The sequence below is a fragment of the Lysinibacillus sp. 10T31 genome, from assembly GCF_056394365.1.
Map to the genome: position 1 here is coordinate 50,284 of NZ_JBFTHS010000015.1, position 22,551 is coordinate 72,834.

General features: G+C 34.4%; 27 protein-coding genes and 2 pseudogenes. 21 read left to right on the forward strand and 8 right to left on the reverse strand.

Annotated elements, in window-relative coordinates:
- Positions 1–82 precede the first annotated feature (82 nt).
- From AC1DCY_RS10740 to AC1DCY_RS10755, 4 genes are all read left to right on the forward strand, one after another.
- Positions 83–517: a hypothetical protein gene (locus AC1DCY_RS10740; protein WP_477349944.1), complete on the forward strand. Its 435-nt coding sequence runs from the start codon at positions 83–85 to the stop codon at positions 515–517.
- Positions 518–784: 267 nt separating this feature from the next.
- On the forward strand, positions 785–2,467 hold the full coding sequence (locus AC1DCY_RS10745) for a methyl-accepting chemotaxis protein (protein ID WP_477349946.1): 1,683 nt from the start codon (positions 785–787) through the stop codon (positions 2,465–2,467).
- A 274-nt stretch (positions 2,468–2,741) separates the two neighbouring features.
- Positions 2,742–4,385: a right-handed parallel beta-helix repeat-containing protein gene (locus AC1DCY_RS10750; RefSeq protein WP_477349948.1), complete on the forward strand. Its 1,644-nt coding sequence runs from the start codon at positions 2,742–2,744 to the stop codon at positions 4,383–4,385.
- Between the two features lie 504 nt (positions 4,386–4,889).
- Positions 4,890–5,081, forward strand: a complete 192-nt coding sequence (locus AC1DCY_RS10755; protein ID WP_477349949.1) for a hypothetical protein — start codon at positions 4,890–4,892, stop codon at positions 5,079–5,081.
- Positions 5,082–5,385: 304 nt separating this feature from the next.
- On the opposite strand, the gene aac(6') is transcribed toward AC1DCY_RS10755, so the two are convergent.
- A complete protein-coding gene (aac(6'), locus tag AC1DCY_RS10760) occupies positions 5,386–5,820 on the reverse strand; it encodes an aminoglycoside 6'-N-acetyltransferase (RefSeq protein ID WP_477349951.1) in 435 nt (144 codons plus the stop codon).
- Between the two features lie 97 nt (positions 5,821–5,917).
- On the opposite strand from aac(6'), the gene AC1DCY_RS10765 reads away from it, so the two are divergent.
- The 10 genes and pseudogenes from AC1DCY_RS10765 to AC1DCY_RS10810 all read left to right on the forward strand — a co-directional run bounded on the left by AC1DCY_RS10765 (position 5,918) and on the right by AC1DCY_RS10810 (position 12,884).
- On the forward strand, positions 5,918–6,469 hold the full coding sequence (locus AC1DCY_RS10765; protein ID WP_477349953.1) for a cysteine hydrolase family protein: 552 nt from the start codon (positions 5,918–5,920) through the stop codon (positions 6,467–6,469).
- A 292-nt stretch (positions 6,470–6,761) separates the two neighbouring features.
- Positions 6,762–7,357: pseudogene (locus AC1DCY_RS10770) on the forward strand (class I SAM-dependent methyltransferase).
- Positions 7,358–7,380: 23 nt separating this feature from the next.
- The gene (locus AC1DCY_RS10775) at positions 7,381–7,956 is read left to right on the forward strand and encodes a DNA-3-methyladenine glycosylase I (RefSeq protein ID WP_477349955.1); all 576 of its coding nucleotides are present in this window, start codon (positions 7,381–7,383) and stop codon (positions 7,954–7,956) included.
- Entirely contained in the window at positions 7,946–8,629 is a 684-nt protein-coding gene (locus tag AC1DCY_RS10780; protein ID WP_477349957.1) for a DUF1963 domain-containing protein, read from the forward strand. The genes AC1DCY_RS10775 and AC1DCY_RS10780 overlap by 11 nt, the downstream gene beginning before the upstream one ends.
- A gap of 105 nt (positions 8,630–8,734) precedes the next feature.
- Positions 8,735–8,935, forward strand: a complete 201-nt coding sequence (locus tag AC1DCY_RS10785; RefSeq protein ID WP_477349958.1) for a hypothetical protein — start codon at positions 8,735–8,737, stop codon at positions 8,933–8,935.
- Positions 8,936–9,159: 224 nt separating this feature from the next.
- Positions 9,160–9,462 (forward strand): hypothetical protein, encoded by a 303-nt coding sequence (locus AC1DCY_RS10790; RefSeq protein ID WP_477349959.1) that lies wholly within the window; start codon positions 9,160–9,162, stop codon positions 9,460–9,462.
- 150 nt (positions 9,463–9,612) lie between these two features.
- Positions 9,613–10,002 (forward strand): hypothetical protein, encoded by a 390-nt coding sequence (locus AC1DCY_RS10795; protein ID WP_477349961.1) that lies wholly within the window; start codon positions 9,613–9,615, stop codon positions 10,000–10,002.
- A gap of 80 nt (positions 10,003–10,082) precedes the next feature.
- On the forward strand, positions 10,083–10,703 hold the full coding sequence (locus AC1DCY_RS10800) for an NAD(P)-dependent oxidoreductase (protein ID WP_477350047.1): 621 nt from the start codon (positions 10,083–10,085) through the stop codon (positions 10,701–10,703).
- A 1,190-nt stretch (positions 10,704–11,893) separates the two neighbouring features.
- On the forward strand, positions 11,894–12,259 hold the full coding sequence (locus tag AC1DCY_RS10805; protein WP_477349962.1) for a hypothetical protein: 366 nt from the start codon (positions 11,894–11,896) through the stop codon (positions 12,257–12,259).
- Positions 12,246–12,884: an O-methyltransferase gene (locus tag AC1DCY_RS10810; protein WP_477349964.1), complete on the forward strand. Its 639-nt coding sequence runs from the start codon at positions 12,246–12,248 to the stop codon at positions 12,882–12,884. Before AC1DCY_RS10805 ends, AC1DCY_RS10810 begins: the two co-directional genes overlap by 14 nt.
- A gap of 61 nt (positions 12,885–12,945) precedes the next feature.
- Here AC1DCY_RS10810 and AC1DCY_RS10815 read toward each other — a convergent pair whose 3' ends face one another.
- The 4 genes from AC1DCY_RS10815 to AC1DCY_RS10830 form a co-directional block, all read right to left on the reverse strand.
- Positions 12,946–13,167, reverse strand: a complete 222-nt coding sequence (locus AC1DCY_RS10815) for a hypothetical protein (RefSeq protein WP_477349966.1) — start codon at positions 13,165–13,167, stop codon at positions 12,946–12,948.
- 256 nt (positions 13,168–13,423) lie between these two features.
- Positions 13,424–13,852, reverse strand: coding sequence for a GNAT family N-acetyltransferase (locus AC1DCY_RS10820; RefSeq protein WP_477349968.1), 429 nt, complete (start codon positions 13,850–13,852; stop codon positions 13,424–13,426).
- 359 nt (positions 13,853–14,211) lie between these two features.
- Positions 14,212–14,544, reverse strand: a complete 333-nt coding sequence (gene csaA / locus AC1DCY_RS10825; protein ID WP_477349970.1) for a chaperone CsaA — start codon at positions 14,542–14,544, stop codon at positions 14,212–14,214.
- Positions 14,545–14,556: 12 nt separating this feature from the next.
- Positions 14,557–15,096 carry a hypothetical protein gene (locus AC1DCY_RS10830; RefSeq protein WP_477349972.1) on the reverse strand — a complete coding sequence of 180 codons (540 nt, stop codon included), beginning with the start codon at positions 15,094–15,096 and terminating at the stop codon, positions 14,557–14,559.
- A gap of 171 nt (positions 15,097–15,267) precedes the next feature.
- Here AC1DCY_RS10830 and AC1DCY_RS10835 point away from each other — a divergent pair, with 171 nt between their 5' ends.
- The 5 genes and pseudogenes from AC1DCY_RS10835 (at position 15,268) to AC1DCY_RS10855 (ending at position 19,239) form a co-directional block, all read left to right on the forward strand.
- Positions 15,268–15,651, forward strand: a complete 384-nt coding sequence (locus AC1DCY_RS10835; protein ID WP_477349974.1) for a polysaccharide deacetylase family protein — start codon at positions 15,268–15,270, stop codon at positions 15,649–15,651.
- 57 nt (positions 15,652–15,708) lie between these two features.
- Positions 15,709–17,214 carry a nuclease/transposase family protein gene (locus AC1DCY_RS10840; RefSeq protein WP_477349976.1) on the forward strand — a complete coding sequence of 502 codons (1,506 nt, stop codon included), beginning with the start codon at positions 15,709–15,711 and terminating at the stop codon, positions 17,212–17,214.
- Between the two features lie 199 nt (positions 17,215–17,413).
- A pseudogene (locus AC1DCY_RS10845) lies at positions 17,414–17,842 on the forward strand (polysaccharide deacetylase family protein); the annotation flags it as partial.
- A 130-nt stretch (positions 17,843–17,972) separates the two neighbouring features.
- Positions 17,973–18,671: a Type 1 glutamine amidotransferase-like domain-containing protein gene (locus AC1DCY_RS10850; protein WP_477349978.1), complete on the forward strand. Its 699-nt coding sequence runs from the start codon at positions 17,973–17,975 to the stop codon at positions 18,669–18,671.
- Positions 18,672–18,948: 277 nt separating this feature from the next.
- A complete protein-coding gene (locus tag AC1DCY_RS10855) occupies positions 18,949–19,239 on the forward strand; it encodes a DUF5316 domain-containing protein (RefSeq protein WP_477349980.1) in 291 nt (96 codons plus the stop codon).
- Positions 19,240–19,434: 195 nt separating this feature from the next.
- On the opposite strand, the gene AC1DCY_RS10860 is transcribed toward AC1DCY_RS10855, so the two are convergent.
- A complete protein-coding gene (locus tag AC1DCY_RS10860; RefSeq protein ID WP_477349982.1) occupies positions 19,435–19,650 on the reverse strand; it encodes a YjcZ family sporulation protein in 216 nt (71 codons plus the stop codon).
- Between the two features lie 304 nt (positions 19,651–19,954).
- On the opposite strand from AC1DCY_RS10860, the gene AC1DCY_RS10865 reads away from it, so the two are divergent.
- Positions 19,955–20,236 carry a hypothetical protein gene (locus tag AC1DCY_RS10865; protein WP_477349984.1) on the forward strand — a complete coding sequence of 94 codons (282 nt, stop codon included), beginning with the start codon at positions 19,955–19,957 and terminating at the stop codon, positions 20,234–20,236.
- Positions 20,237–20,423: 187 nt separating this feature from the next.
- Here AC1DCY_RS10865 and AC1DCY_RS10870 read toward each other — a convergent pair whose 3' ends face one another.
- On the reverse strand, positions 20,424–20,729 hold the full coding sequence (locus tag AC1DCY_RS10870) for a DUF3784 domain-containing protein (RefSeq protein ID WP_477349986.1): 306 nt from the start codon (positions 20,727–20,729) through the stop codon (positions 20,424–20,426).
- 646 nt (positions 20,730–21,375) lie between these two features.
- Positions 21,376–21,879 (reverse strand): NUDIX domain-containing protein, encoded by a 504-nt coding sequence (locus AC1DCY_RS10875; protein WP_477349987.1) that lies wholly within the window; start codon positions 21,877–21,879, stop codon positions 21,376–21,378.
- Positions 21,880–22,221: 342 nt separating this feature from the next.
- On the opposite strand from AC1DCY_RS10875, the gene AC1DCY_RS10880 reads away from it, so the two are divergent.
- Positions 22,222–22,530, forward strand: a complete 309-nt coding sequence (locus tag AC1DCY_RS10880) for a hypothetical protein (RefSeq protein ID WP_477349989.1) — start codon at positions 22,222–22,224, stop codon at positions 22,528–22,530.
- Positions 22,531–22,551: the final 21 nt, after the last annotated feature.

The following is a 22,551-nucleotide window of genomic DNA, read 5'->3' on the forward strand; positions in this document are numbered from 1 at the left end:
ACAAGAAAATAGATCATCATTGAAGGAATCTACCCATCTTTACTAGAAGGTCATATAGACACAATAATAAAGGGGTGATTCGTTGCGATTAACTAAAGGGATCTCAGGTTTTGACGCAGGACATCTAATCGAACAGGATATGCGTACTTTTCAGTCGATGGTGTATCATTTAGTTACAAGTGAACAACGAGCAAAAGCTTTACAATTTATTGATCAACCTCATTTTGTTTATATGCAAGCGGTTATTCAACTGGAAGATGAACGTTTGACGATTCTTCATCACAGGCTGATGCCTTATATTGCGTTTGCTAAGTTTGATGAAGAGAACTTCCGTTTTTTAACAAAATCTCACTTACACAAATATTTTCCGATGCGTAAATGTCTTACTGCCGATACACTAAATACATTGTTGACTCGAGATAAGGAATTGCATAGCTTATCTGAGGTGGAATGGAAATACATCTCACACTTTGACAGTAAAACATTAGGAGATGTTATCTTTAATTATTGGGATTAATATTTAAATAGAAGGAACAGCTTACTTTTAAGGCTGTTCTTTTTTGTATCAAAAGCCCTACTTTGTTTTTTTCGGGATAGTCCGTCTGTCTGGAAATTATAGATTTAAAAATCCGCTGAAAATTACATAAAAATTAACTAGTTATTTCGTTTAATCTAGGGAAAATTCCAAATCAATCCAAACTTAGCTAAGGAGTGGTAGATTATTAATGGTGTGCAAAATTATGACAATGCACATTAATGGATTGGAAAGGAAGGAGAATTTGAAATGAATTTTAAGTCAATTAGTAAAAGAATCGTTTTTTCCTTCAGCATTGTAGTAGCAGTAGTGGTTTTATACATTGGTTACAATTTTTATGCAGTCAACCAAAGCAACAGCGCAACGGAACGAATTATAGATGAAGAATTACAATTACTAATTACAGATTATGAGGAAGCCCAGACGATAGGGCTAAGAATTGCGGCAGCTAGAGGATATATACTTTCTGGTGATGAAAAGTATAAGGAAATTTTTGAAAATAATGTCAAGCATGCTGATGAGAATGAGAAAATACGTTTAGCAATATCAGAGACAGGTGATTTCAACAAATTTGCGGAAATGGCTAAAGAATGGAGCAGTTATGTTGAAAAAGAAGTATTTACTGTTTATGACCAAGGCCAAATTGAACAAGCAAAAAAAAATTTAGCAACTATGAGTGATAAGGCTACGGAAATACGTGAAGGCTTTGAGGGGCTAGCAGAGCATCGTAAGCAATCGATTAATGCGACTGGTGCAGACATTGTCAGTGCAGGCGAGACTAAGCAGCTGACAGGTATAATCGTCGGTATTGTGATTGTTATCGTTTCTATCGTGATTGCATTATTAAGTGCTCGAATCATTTCAAGACCAATCATCGCTGTGACAAATCGTATGCAACGAATTACTGAAGGTGATTTAAGTGAGCCCGCACTTGAGGTGAAATCAAAAGATGAGGTAGGACAGCTTACAGCGGCGACAAATACGATGTCCGATATTTTGAACAGTTTATTAAAGAAAATTCAAACAGTATCCACTGACGTTGCGGCACATAGTGAAGAGCTTATGCAATCAGCGACAGAGGTTAAAACGGGTACGGAACAAATTGTCGACACAGTCACTGAAATCGCGAGTGGCACAGAAGTTCAGGCAAGTAATGCATCAGATGTAGCTACAACAATGACAGATTTCACAATACAGATGACAGATGTCAATAATAGCAGTACGGATGTTCAACAATATTCCCGAAATGTCATGGCTTTAACGAAAGAGGGCCAAGGTTTAATGGAAGCATCTACTGAGCAAATGACATCCATTCATCATATTGTGAAGGATGCTGTTCATAAGGTGGACGAACTAAGTAAACAAACTCAGGACATTTCAAAAATCGTTGCAGTGATACAGGGTATTGCTGCACAAACGAATTTACTGGCACTTAATGCAGCGATCGAAGCGGCTCGAGCTGGGGAACATGGTAAAGGATTTGCCGTCGTTGCGGATGAGGTTCGTAAACTCGCTGAACAAGTAGCAGTCTCAGTAGACGATATCACAGATATTGTACAAAAAATCCAACAAGAATCGAACATGGTGACATCTTCACTGGAAAACGGCTATGAAGAGGTTGAAAAAGGTACAACTCAAATTACATCTACAAATGAAACATTCGGCCACATTGCAGAGGCAGTGTACTCGATGTCAACAAACATTGATAGCATGACGACAAAGCTAGAAGACGTAGTACAAAACACTGTCAATATTAATAAATCAGTGGACGAAATTGCCGCTGTATCAGAACAATCCGCTGCAGGCATACAACAAACGTCTGCAACGATCGAACAAGCAGCCAGCTCTATGGATGAAATCAAAAATAGTTCAGCCAATCTAGCGGACATGGCAGAGAATTTAAACGACCTCGTTAGGAAATTTAAATTGTAATTAAATCTAGTGGAATTCCGGATTTGCATTTAATGTGGAATCATAAGTAGATAGTAAATGCTACATCGAAAATTAAAAATTAGTTAGACCAGCAATTGACGAGAAAATCGTTTAATTGCTGGTTTTTTTATTATTTGGTTTAGAAGGGGGAGGAATTCGAGGGATATGTCGTAACTCAAAATAAAAAACGGTTGTAAATTATTTGTCCAAAATTGAATAATAGGAAGTTCAATGGGGATATAAATAACATAAAACCGACAATAGGAGTGTAGAGATGGCGACACTTGTTGTAAAGAGAAGTATTATGCACCGATACCAAAGCATTGGGCAGGCGATTCAAGAGGCAGAGCCGGGGGATTTTATTGAAATCCGGGGTGGGATATATGAAGAAAGCTTCGAAATTTCCAAAAGGCTGACACTTTATGGAGTGGGGATTGTGACCATTAAAGGTGGCGTGTTTATCCGATATCAGACACTTGTGAACATGCGGAATTTGCGCTTTACTCAAGGGCAGGGTATTTATGTAAAGGGAGATTTACAGCTAGAAAACTGTGTCATTGAGCAGCAAATGGTGCAGGCACAAGTGACCGTAAGCTTCGGTAGTCTAATGATGAAAAATGTTGATATTTTAGCGAGCCCAATCAATCATATTGGCCTAAATATTGATAATGGCTCAAGCGTTATTCTAGTGGATTCAACGATCCAGCATCATGTTAAAGCTCAAATTAATGTGCAAAATAGTGAAATCGCATTGACGAATTGCATGCTGTTGGAAGGGCGTAAGAATGGTATTTTTGCAATACGTGATGTAAAAATGGAGCTTGTAGATTGCGAATTTCATGGACATAAAAAGGCTCAAATTGTAGCAGGCTCTAGTTCAATTTCAATGACCAATACACTTATTCACCAAGGGCAAGATGTAGGGTTGCAAGTTTTTGATTGCTCGAAACTTACAATAGATGGCTGTGAAATTAAGCAACATCAAGATACTCAATTGGTTGTTCATCAAAGTGAGTTGTTGATGACAGATTCTATCTTGTCTGATGGTGTGGGGAATGGAATTTATCTTGGTGAGAAATCTAAGGCGATATTGTATGATTGTAAGATCCATCGACATGTAAAATCGCAGTTATTAATTGAAAATAGTAAAGCGGAATTGCGTACATGTGAGATATATAAGGGAGAGGTAACCGGAGTTACCATTGTCAACGAAGCCGATGTATCAATGACAGAGTGTGATCTCCAAGAACACCCGCAATTTCACTTTATTGTTGATTCAAGCGGGTTAAAGCTCAATCAGTGCATGATTCAATTTGGGCAGGCAGGTGGTATTTATGGTAATGATCACGCTAAAATTACGCTGCAGAACACAACAATTCGAGAGCTCAAAAGTCATCACATTTATATAAATAATGCTCGACTTTTTACTGATAATTGTACGTTTGATCACATAAGCGGGAATGCGATTACTTGTATTGATGCTATTTTTGAAGTTGCGAATAGTGAATTTAACAACTGTTATGAAGGCCAATATGCAATAGTTTGGTCTGATAAGTCAATGGGGCGTATTGAACATTGTACGATTGATAAAGCAGATCGTCCATTTTTAGCGATGTCCAATCAATCTTTACTTGAGATGGTGTATACAGATCTAACTGCTGTAAAAATACCTGCAATTGTACAGGGGAAGAGTCAATTATTCATCGCAGGGTATTCTAATAAGACAATATGGAAGACTGATACAACGTCGAGAATAGTTAATTTGCCAGTCAATACTAATGACAAGTCAAAGGTTATATTAAATCAAAAAGAAACAGTTGATATCCAAAAATTAGATGTGAAATTACAAATACCAGTTGAAAATTTACAAAAATTTAACATATATCCTCCGGAGAATAATATTAACAAAACAGTGTAATTAACCAAATAAAGAATTAGGAGAAGTAGTTTCAATTATTTTGAAATTACTTTTTTTATGAGTTATAAGCACTATATTACTGACCAAGAATGTATAAATAAGATAAATACATAATAAAAAATGAGTTTTTTTGTTTTTTGTCCTTATTCATTTAATTTTCTAGGGGATTTTAATGTAAACGCTTTCGTGTTTTTACTATAAAGCCGTTACGAAGAATGTTAAGATTCGACAAAAGGGATTGTTATTTTTATAATAGTATTAATGAATGTTAAGAATCGTTATCGTTACAGCTACTTCACTAAAAATTATTATTAAACAATAATAATGATTTTCTATAAAGATTATAATTTTATCAAAATAAAGTAGATTTTGGATTAATTAAGTTCCTTGTGTTATCCTATAATTAGTGAAAATAGGACATAGAATGTTGTATTAGTCCACTGTTTGTGAAAAGTGAATAATGATTATGAAATAATAATTGTTTAATCGGAGGTGAAAAAAAGTATGTTTGGGCTTTCGAAAGAAGAAATTATGTCAATGCTTGAGAAGGTAGGATTAGAAGAAAAACAAAAAAATGCAATTGCGAACATCCTACATCTTAACAATGAGCGTATTGAGCAGCAACTTGCATTTATTATCCACTTAGTAATGGACGAGCGTGAAAGAAACATTTCAGCCAATACATATTTAAATTAATAATGACGAAGGATAAGAAGTTTAACTTTTTGACACATTACATATTCTTTTAGTTTCCAAAATAAATGGACTTTATAAAGTTTGGATTCCTAATATTTATTATTTTATAGATCCTTCATATGTTGAAAAAATATAAATCACAAGTGTGTACAGTAAAGCACTTGTGATTTATATTTTTTTACTTACCCGTATACACTCGCAAGTTTACAGAACCTTGATTTTATAAATGCATCCTCAAGCTGAGCTATAACAGATAAGCATAGACATCTGCAGAAGGTCATTCCTTAGGGGGATGACCTCATTTTTATAATTCCTTCGTAAAACAAATAATGCGGTTTGCCTCTGTGAAACCTAATTTAAGATGGACTACTAAACTTTCGAGATTTTGCATTTCACAATCACTCGCGAATTCTATACACCCCTTATGTTTAGCCCAATGCTCACAACTCTCAATAAGAAGTTTTGCAAAGCCTTTCTGTCGATATTGTTCTTTTACGAAAAGTCCTTCTAAATAGCCGACTGGGCTTGAGTGGGTACCTTCAACATAATCTGTTCGGAGTTGACATTGTGCAAAACCAACTGGTTCCTCACCCTCATAGGCAAGGAAAATCGTAGCGTTTTCAGCATTAATTAGTTGCGTCATCTCCTTGCCAAATTCTTCTAACGTATGATTTGGCCAAAGTTGTAGTGCTAATAATGCAGCTGTTTGAGCATCTTCCATGACGGCTTGTTTAATCATATCGAGTCTCCTTTTGATAAAATGGTAAAAATTGAAACTTTTTGTTTTTTTAGAACGTAAAAATATGAGATTATAAAAATACAGGGAGGTTACTATTTTGAAGCAAGCGTTAATGATACTTGATATTCAAAATGATTACTTTAGTGATCAAGCTCGAATGCCTATCGCCAAGCATCAAATCGAGTCAACTTTAAATGGCATTAATGACCTGATAAAAAGAGCTGAAAAATCAAATGTCCCTATACTCTATATTAGGAATGAATTTGAGCGAACGCAATTATTTTCCAACCTTTTACGAAAATTCACTGCGATAAAAGGCAGTAAAGGTGCGGAATTGGATAAACGACTATTAAAAGCTGAGGGGGTGTATTTTTCAAAAAATAAAGCGGATGCATTTAGTAATCCCAGCTTAATAACGTATTTAAATAATAATGGTATAAACGACTTAATCATAACAGGAATATTTATAGAAGGCTGTGTCACTGCAACAGTGGAAGGGGCTCTGGCTAGAAATTTTACTGTAACAGTTGTGGAGGACGCAGTTGCAGGTGCTACTGACCAAAGTAAGGAAGCAGCCTTAATAAAGTTAGTTTCACAAGACATTTTAATCCTTAGTTCGGAGCAAATTTTAACTTCTTTCAGCAAATAATTTTTTGTACCGTAAGTGAAACGGCAGTTACAGAAAGTCTCCCACCTATATATGTGGATGAATGCGGGTTTAGGTTACATTTCTTCGGGTGTCCAAACATCCGCTGAAATAGAGGAACTCAGTCTAAGAACGCCACGTCCTGTGGCAACGACTGAGTGACCAACATCATGTTGCTGCTGTCGCTACGTTGCACTACGCTTTCGCACAGAAAACATTTGTTGGCCTAAAGCCTCCGGACGCAATTATGCAGAGGCATAATTGATAAGTGAAAATGACAAAGGGGGAATTTGAAATGACGCTTTTACAACGATTAATTGAGCAAGCTAAAAATCAAGAGGATTCGTAGGCTCATTGATGTTACGAATTATGAATAAGGCACATAGTGGTATGAATACTTGGCTAATGAAACAGGAAGCTATAAATGATGGCGATATTGTGTTAGATATTGGATGTGGGGGTGGAAAAACACTTCAATCCTTATCGAAAATTAATCCAAGTGGTAAAATCTATGGTATAGACTTTTCTGAGCAATCTGTCAAAGATTCCATAAAAACAAATCAAGTGGATGTAGCAAATGGCAAAGTGATTGTGACGCAAGCAAGTGTTTCAAGCATTCCATACAAGGATAAGTCTTTCGATACGATTACAGCGTTCCAAACGCATTATTTTTGGCCAGATTTAGCAAATGATGTGAAGGAAGTATTTAGAGTATTGAAGGACGATGGGAAATTTATCATAATTTCGGAGCTCTATAAAATTAATTATCATATGGAAGCCTATAAAACTAAATCTGAAATCAAGCAGTTGTTTGAAAGTGTTGGGTTTCAAACCGTTACCATGCGGGAAAACACACAAAAAAGATGGCTTTGTATAACAGGGATTAAATGATACATAAAATGGAGGATATATAAATGAAAAGATGTGAATGGGTCAAGCTAGATGAACCTTTGTATGTTGAGTATCATGACAAGGAATGGGGTATTCCCGTCTATGATGATCAGCATTTATTTGAGATGCTCTGTCTAGAAGGGGCACAAGCTGGACTTAGCTGGTGGACAATACTACAAAAAAGAGAGGGTTACCGTGCAGCTTTCGATCAATTTGATGCTTCGAAAATCATACTCTATACGGATGACAAGCTACAGGAGCTTCGTCAGGATTCTCGCATCGTTCGTAATAAGCTTAAAATTGCTAGTGTTGTGACGAATGCTCAAGCCTTTCTTCGTATACAGGAGAAGTATGGCTCCTTCTCTGAATATATGTGGGGCTTTGTGAATCATCAGCCGATCATCAATGAATGGCCGTCCATAGCAGATGTACCTGCTACAACAGAAATTAGTGAACGAATGAGCAAGCAATTAAAAAAAGACGGCTTTAAATTTGTTGGAAGTACGATTTGCTATTCATTTATGCAGGCAACTGGGATGGTTAATGATCATGTCTTAGATTGTATTTGTCGCATTGAGGGTTCAGTTAATGAAAATTAATGAAATTAAGGCACAGCTAGTTAGACAGGCAACTATCTTTAAAACAGGTGGAGTTAGACCTACACATGACCTGCTAGAAAGCTGGATTGGCTATGTAGGATGGTCCTTACCAGCAGAACAGTTGCCACAAGGGTTTCAGCCTCTTGCTACATTATTTTTAAGGGACCTTCCTTTTGTACCCACATCTCTGCAGCATATTGAGCTGCTAACATTATCTATCAATGAAGAAATATTTGATCACCTCATAGAAGATAATCTGAGCCGTTTTTTTGAAATAAGATTATATACATCACTAGAAGGTTTAATCCAACAAAATTGGCAGCATGACCGTATTCGTGCTTTCCCTCTTATTCCAAAACTTATTGAAAATGATTATCCGACTTGGGATGGAGGAGGGATTCCATCTGATGTGGAGGATGAAATTTTGAGGTTAGAGCACGAGGAGGATTTTGAATACTTCGATGATATCGTAGAGGAAATATACGCTATTCATAAAATAGGTGGCTATCCAGCTTTCTGTCAAAGTGGTCATGATTACGGTGAGGACTTTCCCTTTGAATTTCAGATTGCCTCAGACGAGAAGGCACATTTCAATATCGTCGATAATGGAAATTTCTATTTCTTTTTTAATCCCGAGCTAAATGAGTGGCGTGTGCATTGTGATTTTTATTAGCGGTGAAATCATAAATCTATATGGAATAAAAGAAGCAAAAATTGCATACCTAAGATAGATGTTACAGTCATACGTCTATTGATGACATGATTAGGAGGAATAATGATGAGGAGGCAGACTTCCGAAATTAGAAGAGTAAAGAAGGTGAAGAAAATGGAAAACAAAACAGTTATTAAGAGCGGTATTAGTTTTGGCTCGGTATTGGCCATTACTATTTCTTGGAGTGTAAATCATTCAATAATATGGGCAATCATACATGGTTGTTTAAGTTGGTTGTATGTAATTTATTACGCACTAATAAGATAAATAATGATTAGCTTGTGAAATCCAAGCGGAATGAAGTGGAACCTGACGCTGTGCAATTGTTTAGCGATACATTGCATCGTATACATACAATAGTGAATGTGTGCTTTGTTCATAACTTTTGAGCATTTAGCATAAATAACTAAGTGCTCTTTTTTCGATGAAAAGCTCATATTAAGAAAGATTGCTGACATCTTTCCATGTATCGTAGAAGAAAGGTTGATAGGATGACACATCAAGTGACCGCCACAAGCAATATTGATTTTAATGCTACAGGTGTTGATGAAATATTACAAAATGTAGCTTTTATATTATCTACTTTCGTAATATCTTGCCCTTTTTACAGAGATTTTGGTTTAAAACTAGACACTCTTCCACCTTTCCAGCTTGTCAAAAGACGTAATACCGCACGTCTTTTGGAAAGCATTCAACGTTTCGTACCACGAGCTATAGTAATAGATGTTGATTATGTTGGGGATGCATATGTAGGAAAATTAGAACCTGTTGTGAAAGTCATTGTAAACGATTAAGGTGAATGTTGTCCCTTTGCCAGGCTATTTAAATGTTAGCCTGGCAATTAATATAAGGAATATTATACAAATAGTTCATACTTGGCCAGTGGGATTCATTATTTAATAAGATAAGCGTATTCTATTAAAAAGATGAAATGGAGAGAATATATGAGAGGATTAATAAAAGGCCTTTTTATTTTATTTTCCTTGATGTTAGTAACTGCAGCGTTGCTAAAGTATAATCAACCTTCATATGAAAGACCCATTCAAAAAAATCCCGATACAAATTATAGTGAAGAAATTGGTGAAAAATTACAAAACACGAATTTTACACAAAAAATTATAGTAGCTTTACGAGCAGCAGGGTATTTTCCAGATAGTATGATAAGCTATTTAATTGAATCTCCAAACAATCAAGTAATGACTATACAATTACATAATTTAGATAAACTTGAAAAGAGTACAGAAAGCGAAATCCAAAATATCGTCAACAGTATTGCGGATACTAATGATCTGCAGCAGTTTATCGTTAATATCAGACTTACTGATGTTCATTAACCATGCTTAAGGATGGAAAGAGAACTCTCTAAATAGTTACAAAAAATTTGTATGCTATAATCAAGTAAGAGGTGATCATTCTGAAAATTTTAGTTTTAGGTGCGACTGGCCGCGTTGGTAGCCACATTGTTTCCCTAGCATTACGAGATGAACATAGTGTTACAGCTTTAGTTCGTCACCCAAATAAGCTACAAATAAATGATGAAAATTTACATATTGTACTAGGAAATGTCTTTGAAAAACAAGATATAGGAAATGTCATGGCGAATGTAGATATTGTGATAAGTACATTAAATACAGATGGCACAAATACATTAACTGAAAGTATGCCGCTAATTCTTGATGCAATGGATAAAGAGCATGTGAAAAGAATTATAACTGTCGGAACAGCTGGTATTTTACAAAGTCGACTGACACCAAGTATTTTACGTTATCAATCGAGCGAATCAAAAAGAAAATCAACCTTTGCTGCAGAGGAGCACCATAAAGTTTATAATTTCTTGAAGAACTCTGATACTGATTGGACAATCGTCTGTCCTACATACTTACCTGATGGTGAATATACGGGCACTTATCGTATCGAACGGGACTTTTTACCGGAAGATGGAGTAGAAATATCTGTAGCCGATACCGCAGAGTTTGTTTATCAACAAATTCAGAGCAAGGAATTTCTGAAATCGCGTGTAGGTATTGCGTATTAGATTTCAATCAATTGCGTAATTAAATATAAGAAGAGAACAAAAAGGAAACTGAAAAAACCATGTTTAAAGTTTGGTAGAACTTTGTTCAGCTTAAGAAAGCGTTAATCGAAAAGGGTTAACGCTTTTTTTTGTTAACGGAATAAAACGCTATAACCAATCCTAATTTTCCTTCGCTAAATCCCACATGCTTTATATCAAATGAAATATAAAAAATACTAGGATTAGTATTATGATAATAATCCACCAACTAGCTCCAGAAGCAGAAGTAAATAAATAAATGCTAATAAACATGAAAGAAGAAATGTTGATAATAAAATATTAATAAATTTTTTATTTTTCAATTAAATCATTTCTCCTTTCAGTTATAAAATCAAATTGAGATTATTTTCGGCACCACAGGCTATAACTCATAAAGCTAGACACGACAGAAATGCAGGTGGATTACCAATTAATCCAACACAAACTGTTGAACATGTAATACATAAAATTCGAGGAGTAGGTTCTCCTTGTAAAGAATAATTCATGTTTACTTCTCCGTCATTAACATCAATTACATTAGTTAATCCTTGAGAGTTATAGAGGACAATTGGATAGTTATCTTGAGATTTACTCAGCATAAAAGCTACATTTACTTGAGATTCTTGATCTTTAGGAAAAATCCTTTTTACTTCAATGCTATTTTCCTCAAAAGAATAACCTTGATATGTTAATACCTTACCATTTGCTATTAAATTTTAAAAATCAGTTTATTCAGATAATTTAACAAAAATTGATAAAACATAAATTTGACTTTTATCCAATGATGTGCATACTCGTAATCACAATAGGAAGCTGTGTTAAAAGTTGTATGAATTGTTTAGGTATCCCTTAATTGGAATAAAAGTAATAGAGCTATTCGTCTTTGGAGTGGAAAACTAAACGAGAACGTTTTTTATCATTAACGATTTAAAGCCATTTATAGATTGAAATCTTATAATTTTCTTGGGTATTTTCGGTTAATTGAAATAATTATTATCTTAAAAATTTACGTTTACCATGTACGAACTGAATGAGGTACATATTACAAATTCTCTAGATCCTAATGTAAGGTGGAATAAATAAAGAAGGATGATTGACAAGATGTATACATTTGTATACACTCAAATTGAAACGAAGTGTATGCATATGTATACATTGTGAGGAGGATAAAAATGAGAAGCGAAAAATTTAAGGAATTTACAGAAGAGGGACATCATCGTGGGGGGCGTCATAGAGGAAGAGACGGATCTTATCAACGTGGAGCTAAAACTTTCCGACGTGGAAGAGCCATTGCTTTTTTAGAGATGATGAATCTAAAGCGTGCAACGATTAAGCAACAATTAGAGCAACCGGAGTTTCAATCTATTCAGCCAATACTTGTGGGTGAATTAAAAGCCATTGATATGATCATCAATGAATTCATACAATTATTTGAAATACATGAAAGTGAAACGATGGCTACATCTGACAGTGAAGAAGATGATGAAAAATCTTTAAATCATGATGAGGAAGGGAATAACCTGAATGAAAATAATTAATCATTACATTGATACTGTGTTTCATAGCGAAGACTCAATTTTAGAGGGGGTCATTACATCCATTGAAGAAAACGGAATGCCAGCCATTTCTGTTTCTGCTTCCTCTGGAAAACTTTTAACAATGCTTGTTTCGATGACAGGAGCTAAAAACATTCTTGAAGTAGGGGCTCTCGGTGGATATAGTGGAATTTGTTTAGCAAGAGGATTCGACAGTGATGGAAAATTAACTTCTCTTGAATTAGAGGAAAAATACGCGCAGTTAGCTTATGGTAATTTATCAAAGGCGGGTTTTGGTGAACAAGTTTCATATATAACAGGCCCTGCATTGCAAAGTCTTGAAGAGCTAGTACAAAGTAATGAACGTTTCGATTTTTTCTTTATCGATGCTGATAAGGATAATTATGAAAGCTATTTAAATTACTGTGTACAGCTAGCAAATCCCGATGCAATCATAGTTACTGACAATGTGCTTGCTGCAGGAAGTGTGGCAGATCCAAATGCCAAACCAAAACGATATACGGAAATCATGAAGAAATTCAATGAAGCAGTAGCGAACCACCCTCAATTAGAGTCGATTATTATTCCAATTGGTGATGGTATGACACTTTCAAAAGTGAAGAAATAAGCACTATATTAAATACGAGAGGCACTGACGGACTACATGTTAGTGCTTTATACTTCTTATCCTACAAGTATAAATAATTGAGTATCCATCCGGTAATTCCAGTTATGATTCCTACAATAATTAAGACAAGTCCATGCTTTTTCGCATGATAATCACTTCTTAAAACGATACCTATACAAATAGCGATAATACCACAAAACAATTGGAAAAAGACAAAGGCAAACAAAGCATTTATCCAACCCAGCATCATGAGTAAGGATTTACAGCTTTTTTCATTTTTCATATACATTCCTCTTTTCATGGTTATGCATATACCATTTTATTGGAAAATGTGATTAGAGTACATCATATAATTTGGATATTATTAGTAGTGTAAAATAGGGGAGCTAAGATAAGTTTCATCCTCAATTACAAAAAAGACTGAAGTCAAACTTGTGGTCATAAGCTTGATTTCAGTCTAATTTCACATTTTACTATTTCAATTTAACTTATCTGATATACTCTTTTGCTCCTGCAGAGGGGGATAGCAATTTTTCTCGTTACTTCAACCCTAGATGTAATATAGGATAAGGGCGACCTGAACTATCTTTTGGTTCTTCACTGACAATTGTGAAACCATTTTTTAAATAAAATATCTTTGCATTTTCATTGTCTTTATTAACATCAACAGACCTTATATGAAAATCTTTAATGAGTTGTTGAATGATTTGTTTTCCATAACCTTTTCCTATTTCAGCGGGTTCTAAAAATAGCATTTCTAAGTGCTGATTATTGGTACCTGAAAAACCTATCAATTCATTTTCCACAAACCAAAGTCTCACATCAAGATGTGGGAAATACATAGGAATTTCCAGTCTAATGTCTTCCTTATCTTTTAAACTTAAAAAATCATGGGTTTTGGTAACGGATCTATCCCAAAGATTTATAATAGTTTCATAGTCATTAGTTGTTGCTTGTCTGTTTTTCAAAATGTTCTCTCCTTTTTCTCTTCGTTATCACGCTCCTTTCTATTTTTTATTTGAAGATCTTAATGATGTAGCACCAATCAAAATAAATTTTCATTTTCTATGACCCTCTCGATTTAGGGGATTTGTTCTTATAATTTTCATGTAACATATGGAACTAGATGAAACAAAATAATAAAAGGGCCACATTAGTGACCCTTAGTATCAAGTCAGGAGGTGTAAGGCTAAATTAGCGGCTAAATTAGCTTTACACTACTATTTATATGATGTAGAAGAAATTTAAGTTAGTTTTGTGCCTGTGAAATAGATTTAATAAAATAATTTCTAATAAATATAAATCAACAATCACAAAATAACTAACTTTAACTAATTTTAGTTCCGTTTGGTACAGGCTGATCAGGAGATAATAAAATCACATCTCCTTCTACAGGAACTCCGCCAATCACTAAAACTTCAGATTTAAAACCTGCTACACGACGGGGAGGGAAATTAACAATCGCTACTACTTGCTTATTAATTATTTCTTCTGGCATATAGCGTTTAGTAATTTGAGCAGAGGATTGCTTGATTCCCATATCTTCTCCAAAATCAATTTTCATTTTAATGGCAGGAACCCTTGCTTTCGGAAGTTCCTCAGCTTGGATAACTGTCCCAATTCTAATATCAAGGTTTATAAAGTCTTCTATAGTTGCCATAAAAAATACCCCTTAATTTTCAATTTGTATAAATTCTTGTAAATTTTTTGCGATGAAATTATTTATTTTTTCAATAGTCATTGGATGAATATTTTCAAATATTACATAAAGCGATTCAAATGATGTATGGAGCTCTTTATTTTGATTTAATTCATCTCGAGTGATTGAAAAATTCTCTAATGTAGTAGGGTGATTATGTTGTGTTAGTTCCTGTTCAATTTTCTCTAGGAGTAAAAGAAAAGGTTCATCATGAAAATACTTAAAACATGCTTTGATAGCTGCCCAATTTTTAGGCTGAGCCATGAAATACGCACTCCACCAATAAAATTCGATAAGAGATTTACTAATATGGTTATAATAAACATTAAACATAAATAATGCTTTTTGGCCTTCCGTAAGTTCCTCATAAAAACGTTCTTTCACACCGACATTAGTTTCTTCGGACATTCTTACCTTATAAATCTTAATGAGTGGTTCGAAACATCTTTGACTTAAACTGGATCCATTAAAATCAAAATCTTCTTCTCTTACCTTTATTATCAGAACAATCACACTCCTTCCCATTAATATAACATTTTGGAAATAGAATGTGCAGCGTTATTTATATTCATTTTGGATTGTTATTGGTTTTATATACAATTAAAAGAACAAAAATTAAAGCATTTTTTAGTTTAAACCTCAAATACTAATGATTAGAAATAATTATTTGCAGGAGGTGAAAACTTGAGGAAATATTATCTGCTGATTGCTATATGCATATTGGGGGTATTTTTCTTCTTTGTAAATGAGAAATCCTTTGCAGACAAGGGAAGGAGATATTACGAACAAGCAGGGCAAATTTTGTGGGATATTAATACGGATGAAAAAGTTATCGCCTTAACCTTTGATGATGGTCCTCATAAAAAGTACACACCTGACATTTTAGATATATTAGACAAGTACAATGCAAAGGCCACATTCTTTATTGTCGGTGAAAATGCAGAAAAAAACCCCGAGCTTGCTTTACGTATACATGAAGAAGGTCACGAACTAGCCATTCACAGAATTGAGCTTCAGGAAGCCCACTTCTTCAGAGGTGGGAGGAATGAAGTGCTTTTTTCTTTATAGAACATATGTTTATGTTGTATATTGTGAATAATCAAAAAAAGAAAGGAGTGACGGGTAATGACGAAAGGGAAGAAAGATTGTTTTGTTATAGAACTCAAGTTACTTATAGATACATGGCAAAAAGATATTCTATTAAAACGTTTTGAAATTGCCCGTACACTCTATAATACAACTTTGTCTTATGCAGTAAAACAATATACTTTAATGCAAGAATCAAAACACTATCGAAAACAATTACGTTGCTACCAAAAAGCGAAAAAATCGAATGATTCAAAAGAATTGAAGCAGACCGCAAAAGAATTAGATACCATTCGTCAATCTTTTGGATTAAGTGAATATCAACTGCATGCGTATATTAAAAAGCATCAACATAACTATAAAAAACATATAGATAGCAATACTTCTCAGAAAATCGCCTCTACTGTCTGGAAAGCGGTTCAAGATGTTCTATTTAAAGGGAGCAAAGCACACTTTAAACGTTACGGAATGCTTCATTCTGTAGAAGGGAAATCTAATAAAGCAGGCATTCGATTTAAAGAGAATATTATCTATTGGAATGGATTAACCCTTCCTGTTCGTATTCGCAAACAAGATTTGTTTGTAAAAGAATCCCTTGCTCTTCATACCATTAAATATTGTCGTCTAGTCAAAAAAGTGATTCGTGGAAAACACACTTTTTACGTACAATTTGTGATGGATGGGATTCCTCCTGCAAAGAGAATTCCATCAACAGGAGCCTTTCGGCATGCCTATCAAAAACAAAAGCGAGTAGGTATTGACATTGGTCCTTCTACCATTGCGATTGTTTCAGAAGAAACAGTTTTCATCCAACAACTTGCTCCAGAAGTACCTTTATTGGAGAAACAAAAAAGACGTTTATTACGCAAGTTAGATAGAAGTCGTAGAAGTACCAATTCTAACAATTTCAAAAAGGATGGTACTATAAAACATGGCGTCAAACTCCGTTGGACATATAGTAAAAACTATCAAAAAACAAAAAAACAAGTAAAAGAATTATATAGAAAGAAAGCTTGCTACATCAAAGAAAAACATGGTGCGTTAGCAAATAAAATTTTGTCTCTTGGCGATGAGGTGTACATCGAAACCATGCATTTCAAAGGGTTGGCAAAACGTACAAAAGAAACCAAAACAAATATACAAGGCAAAATCCAATCCAAAAAGCGTTTTGGAAAAAGCATTGGGAATCATGCCCCTGCTATGCTAGTGGAAATCATCCATCAAAAATTAGGTTACACAAAGCAAACGATACAGAAAGTAAATACGATCACCTTTAGAGCCAGTCAGTATAACCATGTGACGGATCGTTATGAAAAGAAAAAACTGCATCAACGTTGGAGTCAAATTGGAAGTCATCTCGTACAACGAGATTTATATAGTGCGTTTTTACTGATGAATAGTGATCCAAATTTACAACAAACTAATCAAGACTTATGCAATAAAACGTTTACTACCTTTTTAGAGTTACACAATCAACATATAGAAGACTTGAAACAAGTAAAGAAAACATTCCCTCTTAGCATGGGTATCAAACAAATCAAGTGAGGGGTATTCCTCCGTAGGTAGAGCTACCTGCCTTCGTTAAAACTTATTGCCAACACAACATCGGTTGTGTAAATAAGAAAGTCTTATGGAACAGAAGATAAATCAAAGATGTTGTACACAGGACATGGCAACACCATCTGTGGAGAGCTTTGTAACGCTTCTCTTAAGTATATAAGAACCCCACTGCTTTAGCTGTGGGAGTAGTCAGACATATACGCATCCTTTTAGAACGAACGTTTCCAATTTGATGAAAGAAATAAAACAAACACATGCAACAATTTTTGGTATTACTGGGTATGTGCCTGTGTTATTTAGACCAGTTAAAGGCCAATACACGGATTCCATGATTGATGCAATAGCAAAAGAAGGGTATAAAGTTGTCATGTGGTCATGGCATTTAGATACATTTGATTGGAAAAGTCCTGGAGAAAAGAAAATTGTCAACACTGTCTTAAAGGGTGCTAAGCCTGGAAGTGTCGTGTTATTTCATGACGGTGGTGGAAATCGTGAGCAAACTGTAAGGGCCTTGAAAAAAATCTTACCAGAGCTTGAAGAGCAGGGATATCAATTTGTCACGATTTCTGAGTTACTAGAGATTCAAAAATTAAGTAATAAGGATAGAAAATGATATGCTGGGCTCAGTTGCTAAAGTAAGCTGAGCCTTGCTTTTTGAATTTTTTTAAATGGAATAAATATCTAGCTTTGTATATAATTAAATTCAGTATATTCAAAAAACTATAGAATGGAAGTGGAAAAAGATGAAACAAATTATTGCATTAGGAGGGGGAGGCTTTTCTATGGAGCCTCATAATCCATTATTAGATACATATATTTTACAGCAGTCTAACAAAGTCAATCCTAAGATCTGCTTTATTCCTACTGCAAGCGGAGACTCAGAAAATTATATTGCAAAATTTTATTCTTTTTTTAACTCACAACAATGCATTCCGTCTCACTTATCACTTTTTTCACCTCCAACTCGAGATCTAGAAAGTTTTATTATGGAGAAAGATATTATTTATGTTGGCGGAGGAAATACTAAAAACCTTTTAGCATTGTGGAAAGAATGGTCGTTAGATAGCATTTTTAAGATTGCTTGGCATGAGGGAATCCTTTTAACAGGCATAAGTGCTGGCTCAATTTGTTGGTTCGAGGAAGGAATAACAGATTCATTTGGAGGAGAATTAGAGCCGATAACATGTTTAGGATTTCTCCCAGGAAGTAATTGCCCTCATTATGATGGAGAAATCATTCGAAGACCAGCTTATCATAACTTGGTTAAAACAAACAAACTCTCATCTGGAATTGCCGCTGATGATGGAGTAGCCGTTCATTTTATCGATCAAGAAATCCATAAAATCGTTAGTTCAAAACCTAATGGTAAAGCTTATAAGGTCTCCTTGGATAATGATATTAATGAGCATGAGTTATCTGTAAAATTTTTAGGAAGTATATAACAACTTCAAAAAATAAGTCTATTCAGGATTCTTACTTGAATAGGCTTATTTACATTTTAAGTATGAGCACTATAGAAAATGAATATTTAAAGTTTGATTCCGGAAAAGATCGGCTGATAATTACTATCAAATGCGCTTTTGCATTCCATATTTAGTTTTTACAGAAAGATCACTCGAAGAATCCAGCTGCTAGCGAGTCATCATTAAATATTTACACCGATAAAAAATGAAACAAAATATGGTAATCAAACGTAAAATAAGGAAAGGGGGATCTGAGGTGAAATACTTTTTAATTGGTGTTCTCTTATCACTTTGCGGTGTTTTAATTTCGATGATTTTGTGGGGAATGGAAAAGATTTATTTAGTTTCAGGCACGGTAGGCTGTATCTTCATTGTAATTTCAATAATTTTTTCAGGGTCCATGGTTAGTGGGGATAGGATGAGGGCAAATTTTGCTACCGAAACAACAGAACATCGGGACGAACGTAATAAAATTACTTTAAATTCCATATACATTGCTTTACCAAATATTATTGTAGCGGTTTTATTATATTATTTAAGAAAATGATAAATAAAAGGTCACTTGGACAAAAGTGACCTTTTTCGATTTTACTGTAATATGTTAGGCTGGTTAGATATCCTACTATTACTAGGCATATGATATTTAGCAACAGAGGTTATGGAAACGATTAATTGTGACAATGATAAATAGCATTAACTTTTTTCATTATAGGTCTGAATAGAAACTAAAATATTAGAAAAATTAATACATGAATGTTGTACCAACAATAATTAAAAGAATGAATAGAACTACAATCAATGCGAATGCTGAACCATGGCCTCCGCCATGGCCATAGTAACCGCCACCGCAGCCACCGCCGTAGCCGCCACTGCCGTAGCCACCACCGTAGCCACCACCGTAGCCACCGCCATAGCCTCCGTAACAACAGTTACCATAATTTCCACCGAAATATCCCATAAAATATCCCTCCCTTCTACAGTCTATAATATGTTTACGTGTAGAAAGGAGGGGAGGTATTCATCTTGGTTTTACTCAGTTCGAAATAAAAATCCCCAAAATTAATGATAAAGGAATTACTCAATTTTAACTTCTTTCAGCAATTATTTTCGGTAGCGAAAGCAAAGCGTCAGCTACCGAAGTCTCCCACCGGGTTTCTTAGGAAATAAAAGGTGATAGCAACATTTTTATAGGATAATAAATTTGAAACTATTATAGATGTCAACCGTATAAAAAAAGGACGGTTCTAGGAGGTGTTTGTACTATGTCGTTTATTGGATGGGCTATTCTAACTTTTTCAATTGTATGTTATTTACCTTTCTTTATTTGGCTTTCCGCTAATTATCTAAATAACGGTAATCAATCAAAAAGAAAGAATAACTATTGGTTATTGTTGATGTTAGCTGGATTATTAAATTCTTTGAATACTTTCTTGTTTAAGATTCAAGATACATATTTTTTAGCAGTAACAGTCATCATCATTTTATTATTTAGCCTTTACATGTTTTTCGTTGTTCGGAAAGATAAAGGAAAAAGTATCGTTTAGATAAAAGTGGTGGAATGACTAACGAAAAGTTCTAAAATGACACAATGTGCGTAAAAATGTTCCCCTTGAAGAAGACAATGTGATCCGTGTCTAAATTCAAGGGGATAATTTAAATTTCTATAAATTTTTTTTGACTCAATCTCTGTTTACGTATTAAAAATTATAATCGGGAATTTAAAGACTCTTTTTAAAGTGGCTTATTAATTATTTGTTTCCAGACCAAAGTGGCTACTGTACCTAGACATATACAAACCGCATATATAATGCCACTAGTGAGACCCCAAAATTCTAGTCCAAAAGGTAATAGAAAAGTAGCGATACCTACTATGTATGAGAAAACTCCAAATAGCTTAGCTAGTTTATCTTTATCGCCAATAAAACCTTCCTCTTGGTAACCAGCAATGAGCCACAGTTTCTTTTTTATATGAATTAGATAACCCATTAAAATAATGATAAAAGCAAGAACAATACAAGTAATATACCCACCAATCATTTTACGTCACCTCACATATGTTAGTTCTAGTATATATACGAATATAACAAGAAGAGGTTTTCCAAATTATTACTTATTGATTTTTTAGATAGCTACAGTCAAATTAAACGATGGAACTACTAAAATAATATAAGAGTGACATTAATTTAATAAAGATTTTAGGGGGAAGGTATGGATATAAAAGCCAAGAGTTATTGTTGGTGGAACTTATGGAGATGAGAACTGAGGAATGTGAGAAAATCCCATCACACGATATTTGAGATAACTCATCGAAAAATGCTTATATCTTTATCAGTATAGGTATGAAAAAAAATGAGGGAACTCAGATAACAATGAAAGACAAATAAATAAGGGTCACTCGAACCAAAGTGACCCTAAACCACAAACTAGGAGGTGCAAAGCTAGGTTAGCTTTACACTACTATTAATATGATTTGATAGCTATGTTTGTATAGTGAAATGCCTTTGATTTAAATGAAAAAAATAAATCTAAAGATGAGTTTTCAAAATTCTGAATCACTTTTGCTACATACTTGCCTTATTAAGGAAATATAAGTAATAAGCATAGCAGGTATAATAAAGTGCTAGTAGACTAAAAACCTCCTAACATAAAATTGCTTATGCATGAAACTAAAGTCAAATGAAACTTACAAATTAGAAGGTATGTTATTTAAAGCTGCTTGTAATACTATGTGGGCAAACTCATGGTCATTAATTACATAAGGTATTTCTTCCGGCTCAACCCAAATACGCGAAATCGTTTCATGTTCTCGAAGAAATGGGAGACACTCTTGGATTTCCATACTATAAAACATTTGATATCCGATTAAAGGGTACTTACTATCAGCATTGAATAAAGGGTTCTCTTCGTGACTGACTTCAATTGCTCCAATATAGTGGATCTGTCCCTTTACATAGCCTTCTTCCAATGCCTCTCTGTGAAATGCCTCTTCAGGTGTTTCTCCTTTTTCTATATGACCGCCAGGAAAATTAAAACCTCTCCCGTCTACATGGACTAATAAAACGTTGCCTTTATAAAAACAAACTCCATGAACACTTGTTACTTTGCTGAAATCGTCAATTCTATGATTTTGTAACCACGTCAGTTTAAGATGATGCCCGCTCCAGTTCACATAAGTTTGGTTGTTCATCTGCATCCACCCTTTTAACTAATAATAGAAATTATTATATTTCCATTTTAGTTAATTAAAAGATATATGTATATTGATTTTTAAAGTAGCTATAAATACGCTGTCTTATTATGCAGGAAAGATAGAAAAAGAATATTACTTAGGGATTCACGATTAGCGGAAGGGTTGTCGTTCTAGGGATAAATGAACAAAAATACAAAAAGAGTCACATTTAACTAGGTGTGGCTTTTTCTTATGCATCTACTAGCTATGAATAGAACTGTTGGAGGCAAACCTTAATGCCATTAAATTAAGGTACAGCCATGTTTGTCATCAACTTTACGCAACGAAAGAGGTGGTACTATGCAAATAACAGATGGTACATGGACATTTGATTCGGAAACGATCGATGAAGCTGCAATAAAATTACAACGAGATGAGCAAGAGAGGGAGATGTTAAATGCCTTTGCCCGGTATGCTTACCTTCGTTACAAGCAGATTAGAGATTGTGTAAATCCTCGGAAATGTAAATACATGAGAATTGATCAAGTGCGTGAACAATTAAAATCGCCTGCCAAACTACGAAAAGTTAGTAGTCTATTCAATATTTCAGAAGAAGAAGTACTTTACATTGTAGATTTTGTGAAAAAGTATATGAAGTATGTTAAATAAATCTAATCTCCCGGTTAAAAT

What these genes read in the sequence shown, in the direction of transcription:
- AC1DCY_RS10870 (WP_477349986.1), bottom strand. Translation starts at nt 20,729, where the DNA reads ATGATTGGTGGGTATATTACTTGTATTGTTCTTGCTTTTATCATTATT.
- AC1DCY_RS10810 (WP_477349964.1), top strand. Translation starts at nt 12,246, where the DNA reads ATGAAAATAATTAATCATTACATTGATACTGTGTTTCATAGCGAAGAC.
- AC1DCY_RS10860 (WP_477349982.1), bottom strand. Translation starts at nt 19,650, where the DNA reads ATGGGATATTTCGGTGGAAATTATGGTAACTGTTGTTACGGAGGCTAT.
- AC1DCY_RS10840 (WP_477349976.1), top strand. Translation starts at nt 15,709, where the DNA reads ATGACGAAAGGGAAGAAAGATTGTTTTGTTATAGAACTCAAGTTACTT.
- AC1DCY_RS10865 (WP_477349984.1), top strand. Translation starts at nt 19,955, where the DNA reads ATGTCGTTTATTGGATGGGCTATTCTAACTTTTTCAATTGTATGTTAT.
- AC1DCY_RS10805 (WP_477349962.1), top strand. Translation starts at nt 11,894, where the DNA reads ATGAGAAGCGAAAAATTTAAGGAATTTACAGAAGAGGGACATCATCGT.
- AC1DCY_RS10875 (WP_477349987.1), bottom strand. Translation starts at nt 21,879, where the DNA reads ATGAACAACCAAACTTATGTGAACTGGAGCGGGCATCATCTTAAACTG.
- AC1DCY_RS10850 (WP_477349978.1), top strand. Translation starts at nt 17,973, where the DNA reads ATGAAACAAATTATTGCATTAGGAGGGGGAGGCTTTTCTATGGAGCCT.
- AC1DCY_RS10815 (WP_477349966.1), bottom strand. Translation starts at nt 13,167, where the DNA reads ATGAAAAATGAAAAAAGCTGTAAATCCTTACTCATGATGCTGGGTTGG.
- AC1DCY_RS10880 (WP_477349989.1), top strand. Translation starts at nt 22,222, where the DNA reads ATGCAAATAACAGATGGTACATGGACATTTGATTCGGAAACGATCGAT.
- AC1DCY_RS10785 (WP_477349958.1), top strand. Translation starts at nt 8,735, where the DNA reads ATGAGGAGGCAGACTTCCGAAATTAGAAGAGTAAAGAAGGTGAAGAAA.
- AC1DCY_RS10775 (WP_477349955.1), top strand. Translation starts at nt 7,381, where the DNA reads ATGAAAAGATGTGAATGGGTCAAGCTAGATGAACCTTTGTATGTTGAG.
- csaA (WP_477349970.1), bottom strand. Translation starts at nt 14,544, where the DNA reads ATGGCAACTATAGAAGACTTTATAAACCTTGATATTAGAATTGGGACA.
- AC1DCY_RS10780 (WP_477349957.1), top strand. Translation starts at nt 7,946, where the DNA reads ATGAAAATTAATGAAATTAAGGCACAGCTAGTTAGACAGGCAACTATC.
- AC1DCY_RS10795 (WP_477349961.1), top strand. Translation starts at nt 9,613, where the DNA reads ATGAGAGGATTAATAAAAGGCCTTTTTATTTTATTTTCCTTGATGTTA.
- AC1DCY_RS10790 (WP_477349959.1), top strand. Translation starts at nt 9,160, where the DNA reads ATGACACATCAAGTGACCGCCACAAGCAATATTGATTTTAATGCTACA.
- AC1DCY_RS10745 (WP_477349946.1), top strand. Translation starts at nt 785, where the DNA reads ATGAATTTTAAGTCAATTAGTAAAAGAATCGTTTTTTCCTTCAGCATT.
- AC1DCY_RS10755 (WP_477349949.1), top strand. Translation starts at nt 4,890, where the DNA reads ATGTTTGGGCTTTCGAAAGAAGAAATTATGTCAATGCTTGAGAAGGTA.
- AC1DCY_RS10750 (WP_477349948.1), top strand. Translation starts at nt 2,742, where the DNA reads ATGGCGACACTTGTTGTAAAGAGAAGTATTATGCACCGATACCAAAGC.